The sequence below is a fragment of the Hydrogenophaga sedimenti genome (genome assembly GCF_051857515.1).
Taxonomy (GTDB): domain Bacteria; phylum Pseudomonadota; class Gammaproteobacteria; order Burkholderiales; family Burkholderiaceae_C; genus Hydrogenophaga.
Window position 1 is genome coordinate 51,924 of record NZ_JBPZHA010000015.1, and the last position, 12,908, is coordinate 64,831.

Annotated in this window: 13 protein-coding genes and 1 tRNA gene; 2 read left to right on the top strand and 12 right to left on the bottom strand. The window is 64.7% G+C overall.

Annotated elements, in window-relative coordinates:
- Positions 1 to 171 precede the first annotated feature (171 nt).
- Complete coding sequence (locus ACS5NL_RS20440; RefSeq protein ID WP_439355809.1) at positions 172 to 1,713, top strand: 2-isopropylmalate synthase; 1,542 nt, start codon at positions 172 to 174, stop codon at positions 1,711 to 1,713.
- A gap of 177 nt (positions 1,714 to 1,890) precedes the next feature.
- A complete protein-coding gene (gene pbpG, locus ACS5NL_RS20445) occupies positions 1,891 to 3,114 on the top strand; it encodes a D-alanyl-D-alanine endopeptidase (RefSeq protein ID WP_439355810.1) in 1,224 nt (407 codons plus the stop codon).
- Positions 3,115 to 3,184: 70 nt separating this feature from the next.
- Here pbpG and ACS5NL_RS20450 read toward each other — a convergent pair whose 3' ends face one another.
- The 12 genes from ACS5NL_RS20450 to ACS5NL_RS20505 all read right to left on the bottom strand — a co-directional run bounded on the left by ACS5NL_RS20450 (position 3,185) and on the right by ACS5NL_RS20505 (position 12,895).
- A complete protein-coding gene (locus tag ACS5NL_RS20450; protein WP_439355811.1) occupies positions 3,185 to 3,991 on the bottom strand; it encodes an IclR family transcriptional regulator in 807 nt (268 codons plus the stop codon).
- Between the two features lie 37 nt (positions 3,992 to 4,028).
- On the bottom strand, positions 4,029 to 4,769 hold the full coding sequence (locus tag ACS5NL_RS20455; protein ID WP_439355812.1) for an arginyltransferase: 741 nt from the start codon (positions 4,767 to 4,769) through the stop codon (positions 4,029 to 4,031).
- Positions 4,766 to 5,539, bottom strand: coding sequence for a leucyl/phenylalanyl-tRNA--protein transferase (aat, locus tag ACS5NL_RS20460; RefSeq protein ID WP_439355813.1), 774 nt, complete (start codon positions 5,537 to 5,539; stop codon positions 4,766 to 4,768). The genes ACS5NL_RS20455 and aat overlap by 4 nt, the downstream gene beginning before the upstream one ends.
- 4 nt (positions 5,540 to 5,543) lie before the next feature.
- Entirely contained in the window at positions 5,544 to 5,924 is a 381-nt protein-coding gene (locus ACS5NL_RS20465) for a VanZ family protein (RefSeq protein WP_439355814.1), read from the bottom strand.
- Positions 5,925 to 5,994: 70 nt separating this feature from the next.
- A tRNA-Asn gene (locus ACS5NL_RS20470) sits at positions 5,995 to 6,070 on the bottom strand.
- Between the two features lie 67 nt (positions 6,071 to 6,137).
- Positions 6,138 to 7,232, bottom strand: a complete 1,095-nt coding sequence (locus tag ACS5NL_RS20475) for an NAD(P)/FAD-dependent oxidoreductase (protein WP_439355815.1) — start codon at positions 7,230 to 7,232, stop codon at positions 6,138 to 6,140.
- A 2-nt stretch (positions 7,233 to 7,234) separates the two neighbouring features.
- A complete protein-coding gene (fdxA, locus tag ACS5NL_RS20480) occupies positions 7,235 to 7,564 on the bottom strand; it encodes a ferredoxin FdxA (RefSeq protein ID WP_439355816.1) in 330 nt (109 codons plus the stop codon).
- Between the two features lie 110 nt (positions 7,565 to 7,674).
- Positions 7,675 to 8,979, bottom strand: coding sequence for a sulfate adenylyltransferase subunit 1 (locus ACS5NL_RS20485; protein ID WP_439355817.1), 1,305 nt, complete (start codon positions 8,977 to 8,979; stop codon positions 7,675 to 7,677).
- 120 nt (positions 8,980 to 9,099) lie between these two features.
- Complete coding sequence (gene cysD, locus ACS5NL_RS20490) at positions 9,100 to 10,044, bottom strand: sulfate adenylyltransferase subunit CysD (protein ID WP_439355818.1); 945 nt, start codon at positions 10,042 to 10,044, stop codon at positions 9,100 to 9,102.
- Between the two features lie 23 nt (positions 10,045 to 10,067).
- Positions 10,068 to 10,691 (bottom strand): phosphoadenosine phosphosulfate reductase domain-containing protein, encoded by a 624-nt coding sequence (locus ACS5NL_RS20495; protein WP_439355819.1) that lies wholly within the window; start codon positions 10,689 to 10,691, stop codon positions 10,068 to 10,070.
- 21 nt (positions 10,692 to 10,712) lie between these two features.
- The gene (locus tag ACS5NL_RS20500) at positions 10,713 to 11,096 is read right to left on the bottom strand and encodes a DUF934 domain-containing protein (RefSeq protein ID WP_439355820.1); all 384 of its coding nucleotides are present in this window, start codon (positions 11,094 to 11,096) and stop codon (positions 10,713 to 10,715) included.
- Positions 11,097 to 11,113: 17 nt separating this feature from the next.
- Positions 11,114 to 12,895 carry a nitrite/sulfite reductase gene (locus ACS5NL_RS20505; RefSeq protein ID WP_439355821.1) on the bottom strand — a complete coding sequence of 594 codons (1,782 nt, stop codon included), beginning with the start codon at positions 12,893 to 12,895 and terminating at the stop codon, positions 11,114 to 11,116.
- Positions 12,896 to 12,908 lie beyond the last annotated feature (13 nt).

Here is a 12,908-nt window from a genome sequence, read left to right on the forward strand (position 1 = left end):
GCCATGAATTGCATTTCGCTCGCGCTACTACTGGGTGTCCTTCACGGGCAAGTGGAATAGCGCGCGCGTTTTCCAGCACAACGGCCCGTTTGCACCCGCAGCGGGCCGTTTGTTTTGGAACTGCGGGTTTTTTCAAGAGTGGTCCACGAGGCCACACACCGGAGAACTGAGATGAGCGACAAGTTGATCATTTTCGACACCACCTTGCGCGATGGCGAGCAGTCGCCTGGCGCGTCCATGACCAAGGACGAAAAGCTGCGCATCGCACGCCAGCTGGAACGTCTCAAGGTCGACGTGATCGAGGCTGGTTTCGCCGCCAGCTCCAACGGTGACTTTGATTGCGTGCAGGCGATTGCCAACACCATCAAGGACTCCACGGTTTGCTCGCTGGCGCGCGCCAATGACCGCGACATCGCCCGTGCGGCCGAAGCGCTCAAGAGCGCGAACCGTGCGCGCATCCACACCTTCATTGCCACCAGCCCGCTGCACATGGAGAAGAAGTTGCGCATGACACCCGACCAGGTGTTTGAGCAGGCCAAGCAGTCGGTGCGTTTCGCGCGCAACCTGGTGGAGGACATCGAGTTCAGCCCGGAGGACGGCTACCGCAGCAACATCGATTTCCTCTGCCGCGTGCTGGAAGCGGTGATCAACGAAGGTGCGACCACCTTGAACATTCCCGATACCGTGGGTTACGCCGTGCCCGAGCTGTATGGCGACTTCATCCGGACACTGCGCGAGCGGATTCCGAATTCGGACAAGGCGATCTGGTCGGTGCATTGCCACAACGACCTGGGCATGGCGGTGGCCAATTCGCTGGCCGGCGTGAAGATCGGCGGCGCCCGGCAGGTCGAGTGCACGATCAACGGGTTGGGTGAGCGTGCAGGCAACTGCTCGCTGGAAGAAATCGTGATGGCGGTCAAGACCCGCCGCGACTACTTCAACCTGGACATCGGCGTGGACACCTCGCAGATCGTTCCGGCCAGCCGCATGGTCAGCCAGACGACCGGCTTCGTGGTGCAACCCAACAAGGCCGTGGTGGGGGCCAACGCCTTTGCACACGCCTCGGGCATTCACCAGGACGGCGTGCTCAAGGCGCGTGACACCTACGAGATCATGCGTGCCGAGGATGTGGGCTGGAGCGCCAACAAGATCGTGCTGGGCAAGCTCAGCGGTCGCAATGCGTTCAAGCAGCGCCTGCAGGAACTGGGCATCGAGATGGAGTCGGAAAGCGAGATCAATACCGCATTTGCCGCCTTCAAGGAACTGGCCGATCGCAAGAGCGAGATCTTCGACGAGGACATCCTGGCCTTGTGCAGTGACGAGAGCGTGACCACCGACAAGGAGCGCTATGGCTTGGTCTCGCTGTCCCAGCGCAGCGAGACCGGCGAGCGCCCGCATGCCGAGGTCGTGTTCACGATCGAAGGCAAGGAAATTCGCGGCGCCTCGGACGGCAACGGTCCGGTGGACGCCTCACTCAAGGCCATCGAAAGCCACGTCAAAAGCGGGGCAGAGTTGGTGCTGTATTCGGTCAACGCCATCACGAGTGGTTCGACCGAAAGCCAGGGTGAGGTCACTGTGCGCCTGCAGCACGGTGGTCGCGTGGTCAACGGTGTTGGCGCCGACCCGGACATCGTGGTGGCATCGGCCAAGGCTTATCTGAGTGCGCTGAACAAACTGCAGAGCCAAGCCGATCGCGTTTCAGCGCAAGGCTGAACCTATTGAAATCAAGTACTTGTAACTGTGATTTCGGGTGAACGCTGGAAATACACCTTCTTTTGGGGGTTGTTCCGGCGCTCACTGAGGAAAGCTTTACAAACGTTTGATATTGCTAGTTATTTTGCACGGACCTATACTTCACTCCATCGAACGCTGTTTTCTGGAGTGGAGTCAATGAGTTTTTCCCGGGTACGCTTTTTCACAATCTTGCAAAGTGTTGCAACGGTCGTGATGCTTGCGTCGCTGGCACTTCCGGTGTCGGTGCAAGCGCGGGAGAAAAGCTCCGCCAAAGCCGCCCGCAAGGCGCAGCCCCAGTTGGTGACCAAGAAGACGTCGCGCGACGTGTCAAGAGTCGCCAACGCCAAGGATTCCCGCAAAGCCGCTGTGTCGGCCAAGGCCCGTCGCGAAACCGACAAGCTGGCTCGCCAGTCCGGAAGCAGGGGCAAAGACCCCGTCCGCTCGGCCAGAACGCGCAAAGGTGGGCAGGACGCTCCTGTCGCGCGCGCCCGGCCCGATGGTGGAGCGATCCGTCTGGTGGCGCACCACCGGTCTTCTCCGGTGATCCAGGCCATGGCCATGGAACCCCGTTCATCCATCGGCGAGCGCATGGGTCTGCGGTCTGCCAACGATCCCCTGGATCTGAACTCCAGCGTGGCGCTGGTCGTCGATCAGCAGACCAACGAAGTGTTGTTCAGCAAGAACGACGCGGCGGTGCTGCCGATTGCCTCCCTGACCAAGTTGATGACTGGCCTGGTCGTCACCGACGCCAATCTGTCGCTGGACGAACAGATCACCATCTCGACCGATGACATCGACACCCTCAAAGGCAGCCGTTCGCGACTCGCGGTCGGGACCACGCTCACCCGCCGCGAGATGATGCACCTGGCGCTGATGTCCAGTGAAAACCGCGCGGCCCATGCCTTGGGCCGTACCTATCCCGGTGGTCTCGATCAGTTTGTCCGCATGATGAATGCAAAGGCCAAGGAGATCGGCATGCGCGACACCCACTATGTGGATCCCACCGGTCTTTCCAGCCAGAACCAGTCCAGTGCCCGCGATCTGGCCACGCTGGTGTCGGTGGCCTATCACCGCCCGATCCTGCGCAGCCTGACGACATCACCCAGCCACCAGCTGGATCTGGGAACCCGCACTCTGGAGTTCCGCAACTCCAACGGCTTGATCAGGGATCCGGAATGGGACATCGGCCTGCAGAAGACCGGCTACATCACCGAGGCAGGCCGCTGCCTGGTGATGCAGGCCCGCATCGCCGGACGTCAGCTGATCATGGTGTTTCTGGACGCCACCGGCAAACTGGGGCGCGCCCAGGATGCCGAACGGGTCAAGCGGTGGGTGGAAGTGCAAAGCGCCCACCAGACACCCGTGCGGCCACAGGGCTGATCCGGCGTTCACACGCATTGCAGTTCCAAACAAAAACGGCCCCAGCGGGCCGTTTTTGTTTGGGCGGTGATCAGCGCGGTGCGGCTGGCTGGGCGGCAAATCCTCTGGGGCATCCCAGCGCGATGGAGATCTCTGCCGCGGTGGTGCGCAGCTTGGGCACCCAGCTTTCATCGATGCGATCGGCGGGCGCGGAGATGGACAGGCCCGCCACCAGCTTGCACTGGTCGTCGTAGATGCCGGCAGCCATGCAGCGCACACCGAGCTCAAGCTCCTCGTTGTCACGCGCGAGCCCGGCCTGCCGGCATTGCTGCAGCTCACGTTCGAGCGTGGTCAGCTGGGTCAGGCTGTTGCGTGTATTGCCGGCCAGACCGGTGCGGGTGGCATAGGCGCGCACGCGCTGGGGTTCGTCGGCCGCCAGAAACAGCTTGCCGACCGAGGTCAGGTGCAATGGCGCGCGGCCGCCAATGGCACGAACCACCTGCATGCCGGAGCGCTCGCTGTAGGCGCGCTCCACATAGACGATTTCGTCGCCCTGGCGAACGCTCAGGTTGACAGGTTGCTGGATCAGCTTGTGCAGTTCGCGCATGGGCGAGAGCGCGGCGTCGCGGACACTCAGACGGGCCTTGACCAGATTGCCCAGCTCCAGCAGGCGCATGCCGAGACGGTAGCTGCCAGCCTCGGGGCGGTCGACAAAACGCCCGATCGTCAGGTCGTTGAGGATGCGGTGGGCGGTCGAAGGATGCAGGCCGGTTTTTTCACTGATTTCCTTCAGGGAGACCGGTTCTTCCCTGGAAGCGAGGACCTCCAGGAGGTTGAACATGCGTTCGATGACCTGGACGGTGGGGGTGGTGGGCAGGGAGTCGGATCGTTTTGTCATGGCCGCAATCAGTTTGCGGCTATTTTACGAGATGAAATCACGTTTCTGGCACCCACGTACCGTCGCGCAGCACCTCATGCGGCCCGAATGCCGCCTTGTAGCTCATCTTCGGACTCTGGGCGATCCAGTAGCCCAGGTACACGTGCGACAGCCCGAGCAGACGCGCCTGCTCGATCTGCCAGAGGATGCAAAAGGTGCCGTAGCTGGCGCCCGTGTTGGCCGGTTCGTAGAAGGTGTAGACCGCCGACAGGCCGTCGCTGAGCACATCGACGATGGAGACCATGACCAGCCGCGATGGCTCGCCGTTCCTGGATGGTTCACGAAACTCCACCAGCCGCGAGTTGACCCTGCTTTGCAGCAGGAACTGGCTGTATTGGTCAATGCTGTCCTGGTCCATGCCGCCACCGGAGTGCCGGCTGTTCTGGTACCGCAGATACAGCTCGTAGTGTTCGGGCACAAAACAGAGCCCCAGCACCCGGGTCTCCAGCGCCGCGTGGCGCTGTCGGGCACGCCGCTGGCTGCGGCTGGGCACAAAGCCGTGGACTGGGATGCGCAGGGGCACACAGGCCTGGCAGCCGTCGCAATGCGGGCGGTAGGTGAACATGCCGCTGCGCCGGAAACCCATGGTGACCAGGTCCGAATACGCGTCGTTGTGGATCAGGTGGCTGGGCGTTGCCACCTGGGAGCGCGCGAGGTGACCCGCAAGGTAGCTGCAGGGATAGGGCGCTGTGGCGTAGAACTGCAACGCCTGCAACGGAAGTTCTTTGAGGTGCGTCACGCTCGTGCGCCGTCGTCGGGGATGAGTTGATTCCAGTATACGGGCTCGAACTTCCACACCGGCGGACGATGCCCAACGGTCTGGCGCAAGTGTTCGCAGAAGAGGCTGCGGGACATCAGGGCAGCCCCCATGGATGCCAGGTGGGGCGTGTCCTGCTGACAGTCGATCAACGGAATGCCATGCGACAGACAGAAGGCCACCAGCGCCGCCAGTGCCACCTTGGAGGCGTCGCTGCGGCGGCTGAACATGGACTCTCCGAACACCATGGCGCCCAGGTTCACGCAATACAGCCCGCCCACCAATTCGCCGTCGATCCAGGTCTCCACGCTGTGTGCGAAGCCCGCCTTGTGCAGGCGGATGTAGGCCTGGACCATGGCAGGCAGGATCCAGGTGCCACTCTGGCTCTTGCGCGATGTGTTGGCACACGCCCGGATCACACGTTCGAAGTCGTGGTCGAAACGAATCTCCAGGCGCTGTTCGAGCCGAAGCTTCTGGATGCTCTTTCTGAGCGAGCGGTGGAACCGGAAGGCCTCGGACCGCAGCACCATGCGGGGATCGGTGCTCCACCAGAGGATCGGCTGCCCGGCGCTGTACCAGGGAAAGATGCCTTGGCCGTAGGCGCTGGTCAGACTGGTGACCGACAGGTCACCGCCAGCAGCCAACAGGCCCGGTGCAGGGTCCTGCTCACCCCAGGCGCGCTCGACGGAAGGAAACTGGTCGCCAGGCTCCAGCCAGGGCAGCTTCTGACCAAACGAGGGCGTGGTGGACATGGACCTATTGTGCGTCGCCTTCCTGCCGCTGGGTCATCGGAAAAAGCACGTGGAACATGGCTGTTCCCATGAGGACGCCGACCGCATCGGCCAACCAGTCGTTGACGTCGCCATGCCGCCAGCCCGTGGCGGCCTGAGCCACTTCGATCAGCGCTCCATAGAGAAGCAGCCCCGCCAGCAGACCCGGCATCCGGCGCGGATAGGCCAGTCGCCCCAGAAACGCCAGCCCGGCGAAGCCCGCAGCATGCTGGGCCTTGTCCCAGATGTCGAAGATCTGCGGCGGCAGGCGGTCCACCGGCGTCAGCGACAGCACCCCCACGGTTGCGCATGCGGCCCAGAAGGCGACGAAGGCGGACCGGGATGCGATGGGTGACTGGAACGGCATGGGCTGGCTCAGATCGGAAGGCACATGAAAAAAGCACTTAGATCTGACGATCTAAGTGCTTCTTGTGTTCTGGCTCCCCGACCTGGACTCGAACCAGGGACCTGCGGATTAACAGTCCGTCGCTCTACCGACTGAGCTATCAGGGAACAGCCTCAAATTATAGCGTCGGTTTTTGCGCTTTTGAAGCCAGCCCAAGTTTTTTTGAAAAGATCATTACTTGGACGCGCTCTTCACCTGCAGCAACTGGTGCAGCTGCGTGCTGGTGGTGGTGTATTGCAGCAGCACCGGCCGGTCGGGGTGCACGATGGGCGCGGCGGCATACGCTGCCAGCGTGGCCTCGTGAAATCCGCAGACCAGCAGCTTGCGTTTGCCGGGGTAGCTGTTGATGTCGCCGACGGCAAAGATGCCGGGCTCGCTGGTGGAATAAGTCGCGGTGTCGACCACCAGTTGCTTGCGCTCCATCGCAAGCCCCCAGCCAGCAACAGGACCGAGCCGTGGCGACAGCCCTTGCAGGACCAGCAAGGTGTCGACCGGGATCTTGGCGGTGGCGCCATCGGGTTGTGCGACATCGACGCTGCTCAGGCGCTGGTCTTGTGTCTTGAAACCGGTGATCTGGCCGGCCACGAACCGCATGGCTCCCTGGCCACAGCGTTCACGCATCCGCGCCACGCGTTGCGGTTCTGCGCGAAAGCTGTCCCTGCGGTGCATGAGCGTGACGCCCGCCGGCCGGCCAGACGATCCCTCCGACAGGCTCAGAGCACATTCGATGGCCTGGTCGTCGTCGCCGACGATGAGCGCCTGGCGACCGTCCAGTGCTCCGGCGTCGCCAGCGCGAAAGAACAGCTGGGTGTTCTCAAACGCATCCAGCCCCTCCACACCAAGCCGGCGGGGTTCGAACGCCCCGACCCCGGCCGCGATGAACACGGTCCTGGCGAGCAGACGGGTATTCTTCGAGGTACCGACCAGGAAGCGCCCGTCGGTCTGCCATTCGAGTTGCCGGACGGTCTGACCCAGATGAAAGGTGGGAGAGAACGGAGAGCACTGCGTGTGCAATGCCTCGACCAGACCCTGGCCGGTGCAGACCGGCAGGCCGGGAATGTCGTAGATGGGTTTGTCGGGGTACAGCTCCGCCGGCTGGCCACCGAGGTGGGGCAGGGCGTCGACGACATGCGCACGGATGTCCAGCAGGCCCAGCTCGAACACCTGGAACAGGCCCACCGGGCCGGCCCCGATCACCACGGCATCGACAGCGACCGGCTCGCTGGCGGGCGCGGAGGCAGGCTCTCCGACGCTCTGCCGTGGATCCATGATCAGCGGATCAGTTCGGACAGCTTGCCCGTGCGGTCCTTCCACTGCTCGTGGTCGGGCAGCGGGTCCTTGCGCTTCGTGATGCTCTTCCAGTTGGGCAACTTGGCGAGGTCGGCGTTGAGCGCCGTCATGTGCACCTGGTCTTTCGGCAGGTCTTCTTCGGCAAAGATCGCGCTCACCGGGCACTCGGGGATGCAGACCGCACAGTCGATGCACTCGTCCGGATCGATGGTCAGGAAATTGGGACCTTCGCGGAAGCAGTCGACGGGACAGACGTCGACGCAATCGGTGTATTTGCAGCGGATGCAGGCTTCGGTGACAACGTGGGTCATGGTGTGGGAGAGAATTCGATCAAACGCAGGATTTTAGGCGGTGCAGGAGGGTAAGCCCCGAGGAAGCCCTTGGCCTTGATATTGGTTAAGTCCTGTCTTGCGCCAAGGGCTCAGCTGACCAGCAAGGCACCCGAGGTCTTGTGGCTGGCGGTGTCGACCAGCACCAGCGAACCCAGAGCGCGCGATTGCGTGAACGGTGCGGTGGCCAGCGGCTCCTGCAGCGCCAGCTCGATGTGACCGATGGCGTTGGGTTCGAGCTGGGTGGCGTCTTCTTCGGCCAGGGTGTGGATGTCGAGCTTGTGCACGATGCGCTTGACCTTGGCCTTGACCCAGCGGTGACCATGCAGCGCCCAGTAGACGCGGCCGGCGACCAGGGTTTCGTCGTCCATCCAGGCGACGGTGGCGCGGATCTCGCGGCTGGCTTCGAGGGACTGGCCCTGCTCATCGATGGCCAGCAGCCAGTCGCCGCGCGACACGTCCACTTCGCGGTCGAGCACGATGCCGGCGCTGTGGCCGGCGGGCACGGCCTGCGGCTGGCGCACGTGGTTGAGCACCTGGGCCACAGTGGCCGTCTGGCCACTGGGCATCACCTTGATCTGCTGGCCGGGCTGCACGCTGCCAGTGGCAACGCGGCCCCAGAACACGCGGCGGCCCTGGCTGGTGTCGGACGAGGACGAGAACTTCTCGACCCACTGCACCGGGAAGGCAAAAGGCAGCGCCGTATCGGCGGCGGTGACGGGCAACTGCTCCAGGATTTCCAGCAACGTCGGGCCGCTGTAGCCGCACCAGCCGGCGTCGGCGGCGCCATCGACCACGTTCCAGCCCTTGAGCGCGGACACCGGCACGGTGGCGGTGACGGCGATGCCGGCATCGGCTGCGAAGGCGGCAAGAGCGCCCGAGATGTTCTTGAAAGCCAGCGCGCTGTCTTCGACGGCGTCCAGCTTGTTGACGGCGAACACGACGGAGGGCACGCGCAGCAGCTTGAGCAGCAGCGAATGGCGGCGCGTCTGCGGCAGCAGTTTCAGGCCGGCGTCTTGCCAGTCCAGCTTGGTCGCGTCGACCAGCACCACGGCGGCGTCGGCGGCCGAGGCGGCGGTCACCATGTTGCGGGTGTACTGCTCGTGGCCGGGCGCGTCGCCGATGATGAACTTGCGCGTTTCGGTGTTGAAGTAGCGGTAGGCGACGTCGATGGTGATGCCTTGCTCGCGCTCGGCCGACAGGCCGTCGGTCAGCAGGGCGAGGTCGGTCTCACCCTGGCGCTGCACGCCAGCCAGGTGGTCCTGCAGCACGGCCTTGCTGTCGACCAGCAGGCGGCCGATCAGGGTGCTCTTGCCGTCATCGACGGAGCCGCAGGTGATGAACTTCAGTGCGGTGCGGGTGTCGGCGGCGGTGGAAGGGGTAACAACAGCGTTCATACAAAACTTTCGCGAGAGGGTGTCCAAATCAAGGGCGCCGCGGAACCGGCTTAGCCGGGCCGCCAGCGCCGCCCCCTTGAGGGGGTGACGCCGGAGGTGGCGCGGGGGTGGGCTATTTCTTCAGAAATAGCCGTCCTTCTTCCGCTTCTCCATCGAAGCTTCCGACGTCTTGTCGTCCATGCGCGTCGCACCACGCTCGCTCACGTCGGCGGCCAAGGTCTCGATCACGATGTCGCCGGCCGTGGCGGCCAGGCTCTCCACCGGGCAGGTGCAGGTGATGTCGCCCACGGTGCGGAAGCGCACGTCGCGGATCTGCACGGTTTCACCGTCCTTGGGCGGGGTCAGTTCGGTCACCGGCACCAGCAGGCCGCGGCGGTCGACCACCTCGCGCTTGTGCGTGTAGTAGATCGAGGGCAGGGCGATGTTTTCGCGCTCGATGTATTGCCACACGTCCAGCTCGGTCCAGTTGCTGATGGGGAACACACGGAAGTGCTCGCCCGGGGCCAGGCGGGTGTTGAACAGGGTCCAGAGCTCGGGGCGCTGGGCCTTGGGCTGCCACTGGCCGAAGCTGTCGCGGTGCGAAAAGATGCGTTCCTTGGCGCGGGCCTTTTCTTCGTCGCGGCGGGCGCCGCCGATCAGCGCGTCGAAACGGAATTCTTCAATCGCTTCGAGCAGCGTGACCGACTGGTGCACGTTGCGGCTCTCGCCCGGGTGCGCCAGGCGCACGGTGCCGCGGGCCATCGAGTCCTCGACGCTGCGCACGATCAGTTCGGCCTGCAGTTCCTTGGCGCGGCTGTCGCGGAAGTCGGTCACCTCGGGGAAGTTGTGGCCGGTGTCGATCATCAGCAGCGGGTAGGGGATGCGGCCCACGCCGAAGGCCTTCTCGGCGCACTTGAGCATGACCAGCGAGTCCTTGCCACCCGAGAACAGCAGGGTGGGGCGCTCGAAGGCGGCGGCGACTTCGCGCAGGATGAAGATGGTTTCCTCCTCGAGGGCGTCGAGGTGGGCGTTGCTCAGGTGGTGTTCGGCGGATTGCAGCACGGCGGTGTCGGTACGGGCGTTCATGGGCGGTGTCTCAAGGATTCGAATCAGTGGGCCAGGTGCAAGCCGCACTCGCGGTTCTCTTCGCCCTTGGTCGGGTCCACGTAGTCGAAGTTGTTGGGCAGGCCGTGGGCTTCGCAGTACTGGTACAGGTCCTTGGACGTCCAGTGCAGCAGCGGTGCAACCTTGATCAGGCCGTCGGGGTTGATGCTCACCGGGTCCATCTGGGCGCGCACGGCGGTGTCGGTGGCGCGCAGGGCGGTGAACCAGACCTTGGGTGCGGTCTCGCGCAGGGCGCGGGCGAAGGGTTCGAGTTTCACTTCTTCCGTGAAGGCGGCATGGCGCGGATCGTCCAGCGCGGGCGTGGTGCCTTCCACGGCTTCGCGGTGCGCGCGCGAGCGGCGCGGCAGGTAGATCTTCAGGTTCAGCTTCAACTGGCGCGTCACTTCGTCGGCGAAGCGGTAGGTGGCCTCGGTGTTGTAGCCGTTGTCCATCCACACCACGGGCACGTCGGGATTGACCTGGGTGACCAGGTGCAGGATCACGGCCTCGAAGGGGCGGAAGTTGGTGGTGACGATGGAGGCCTGGCCCAGGCCCAGGGCCCACTTCACGAGGGCGGGGGCGTCGTGGCCGAGTTCGGCGTTGACTTTGGTGAGGTCGATGGTGCTCATGTGGTCTTTTCTCGGGAGCGCTCAGGCAGCAGCGAAATGGGGCTTCACGTCCACGGCGTCGCCCTGGTAGTAAGCGCCGTAGTGGGTCAGCAGCTTGCGACCGTGTTCGATGCTCTGGTCGGCGCGCAGCACCGCTTGCGTGAAGCCGGTGCGCTGCATCTGGGCCAGCTGGTCGATCAGCACGTCGCCGACGGCGCGGATCTGGCCGGTGAAGCCCAGACGGCGGCGCAGCAGGAAGGCCTGGCTGAAGGCGCGGCCGTCGGTGAAGGCGGGAAACTGCAGCACCACGGTGTGGATGCCGTCCAGAGCGGCTTCGCGCGGGTCGGCGTCGTTGGCCAGCGTCAGTGTGCCGGCCTCGTCTGCCACGAAGCTGTCGGCCTTGAAGAGTTCGATCTGTTTGCTCATGCGGTTCTCGTGCGGGTTCAGGCGGCGACAGGGTGGCGGGCGGTGGCCACGCGCACCGAGTTGGCGGCGGTCTTGAAGGGCTCGATGCCCAGGCGCTTGACGGCCAGGATGAAGGTCTCTCCCGACTGGCGCTGCGCACGGTAGGTGTCGATCACCGCCTCGATCACGTCGACCATTTCATCGGCCGCGAACGAGGGACCGATGACCTTGCCGGGCACGGCCTCGCCCGACAGCAGCGAGCCGTCGGAGCCGCCCAGCGTGACCTGGTACCACTCCTGGCCGTCCTTGTCGACGCCCAGGATGCCGATGTGGCCGCTGTGGTGGTGGCCGCAGCTGTTGATGCAGCCGCTGATGTGCAGGTCGATCTCGCCCAGGTCGTGCTGTTCGTCCAGGTCTTCGTAGCGGGCCAGCAGGGCTTGCGCGATCGGCAGCGAACGGGCGTTGGCCAGGTCGCAGAAGTCGCCGCCAGGGCAGGCGATCATGTCGGACAGCAGGCCGATGTTGGGGCGCGCCAGACCCAGGCGGCGTGCTTCGCGCCAGAGTTCGGGCAGGGCGTCGCCATGCACCCAGGGCAGCACCAGGTTCTGCTCGTGGGTGACACGGGCCTCACCCGACGAGAAACGGTCGACCAGCTCGGCCGCGCGCTCCAGCTGTTCGGCGCTGGCGTCGCCGGGCGCAGCGCCCAGGCGCTTGAAGGACAGGGTCACGGCGCGCAGGGCCGGGTTCTGGTGCGGCTTGACGTTGCGCGCCAGCCAGCGGCCGAATTCGACCTCGTCTTCCCCGGCCGCCTTCAGCAGTTGCTCGACCTTGGCATCGACGCTCTGGTGGGCGCTGACGGCCTGCGGCGGCACGAAGAAGGCGCTCACGCGGTCCAGCTCGGCCTGGGTGATGGTGTGGGGCGCACCGTCGTGCTCGACGATGTCACGGTACTCGGCTTCCACCTGGTCGGTGAAGGCCTGGCCTTCGGCCTTGACCAGGATCTTGATGCGGGCCTTGTATTTGTTGTCGCGCCGGCCGAAGCGGTTGTAGGCGCGCACGATGGCTTCCAGATAGTTGAGGATCTGGTCCCAGGGCAGGAACCCGCGGATCGTGCTGGCGATGATGGGGGTGCGGCCCATGCCGCCACCGACCAGCACCTTGAAGCCCAGGGCGCCTTCGGCATTGCGCACCAGGTGCAGGCCCACATCGTGCCAGGGCACGGCAGCGCGGTCTTCGCGGGCGCCGGTGATGGCGATCTTGAACTTGCGCGGCAGGAAGGCGAACTCGGGGTGCAGCGTGCTCCACTGGCGCATGATTTCCGCGAACGGGCGCGGATCGGCGATCTCGTCCACCGCGACACCGGCCAGCGCGTCGGTGGTGATGTTGCGGATGCAGTTGCCGCTGGTCTGGATACCGTGCAGGTTGACGCTGGCCAGCAGGTCCATGGCGTCGGCCGCCCGGTTCAGCGGAATCCAGTTGAACTGCACGTTCTGGCGCGTGGTGAAGTGGGCGCAGCGGTCGGGCAGGCTGGGCACGTCGGCCAGGGCCGCATTGGCCTTGGAGGTGTCGTGCGCTTCCTTGTGGTCGAAGTCGCGGGCCAGCTTGGCCAGCACACGCAGCTGGGCGGTGTTGATCTCGCCATAAGGCACGGCCACGCGCAGCATTGGCGCAAAGCGCTGGATGTACCAGCCGTTCTGCAGGCGCAGCGGGCGGAAGGCTTCACCGTCGAGGGTGCCGGCCTGGAAGCGGTCGAGCTGGTCGCGGAACTGGGCCGCGCGCTGTTGCACGAACTGGCGGTCGAAATCGGAATACTGGTACATGGACTTCGTGAAA

What these genes read in the sequence shown, in the direction of transcription:
- ACS5NL_RS20440 (WP_439355809.1), top strand. Translation starts at nt 172, where the DNA reads ATGAGCGACAAGTTGATCATTTTCGACACCACCTTGCGCGATGGCGAG.
- pbpG (WP_439355810.1), top strand. Translation starts at nt 1,891, where the DNA reads ATGAGTTTTTCCCGGGTACGCTTTTTCACAATCTTGCAAAGTGTTGCA.
- ACS5NL_RS20450 (WP_439355811.1), bottom strand. Translation starts at nt 3,991, where the DNA reads ATGACAAAACGATCCGACTCCCTGCCCACCACCCCCACCGTCCAGGTC.
- aat (WP_439355813.1), bottom strand. Translation starts at nt 5,539, where the DNA reads ATGTCCACCACGCCCTCGTTTGGTCAGAAGCTGCCCTGGCTGGAGCCT.
- ACS5NL_RS20465 (WP_439355814.1), bottom strand. Translation starts at nt 5,924, where the DNA reads ATGCCGTTCCAGTCACCCATCGCATCCCGGTCCGCCTTCGTCGCCTTC.
- ACS5NL_RS20475 (WP_439355815.1), bottom strand. Translation starts at nt 7,232, where the DNA reads ATGGATCCACGGCAGAGCGTCGGAGAGCCTGCCTCCGCGCCCGCCAGC.
- fdxA (WP_439355816.1), bottom strand. Translation starts at nt 7,564, where the DNA reads ATGACCCACGTTGTCACCGAAGCCTGCATCCGCTGCAAATACACCGAT.
- ACS5NL_RS20485 (WP_439355817.1), bottom strand. Translation starts at nt 8,979, where the DNA reads ATGAACGCTGTTGTTACCCCTTCCACCGCCGCCGACACCCGCACCGCA.
- cysD (WP_439355818.1), bottom strand. Translation starts at nt 10,044, where the DNA reads ATGAACGCCCGTACCGACACCGCCGTGCTGCAATCCGCCGAACACCAC.
- ACS5NL_RS20495 (WP_439355819.1), bottom strand. Translation starts at nt 10,691, where the DNA reads ATGAGCACCATCGACCTCACCAAAGTCAACGCCGAACTCGGCCACGAC.
- ACS5NL_RS20500 (WP_439355820.1), bottom strand. Translation starts at nt 11,096, where the DNA reads ATGAGCAAACAGATCGAACTCTTCAAGGCCGACAGCTTCGTGGCAGAC.
- ACS5NL_RS20505 (WP_439355821.1), bottom strand. Translation starts at nt 12,895, where the DNA reads ATGTACCAGTATTCCGATTTCGACCGCCAGTTCGTGCAACAGCGCGCG.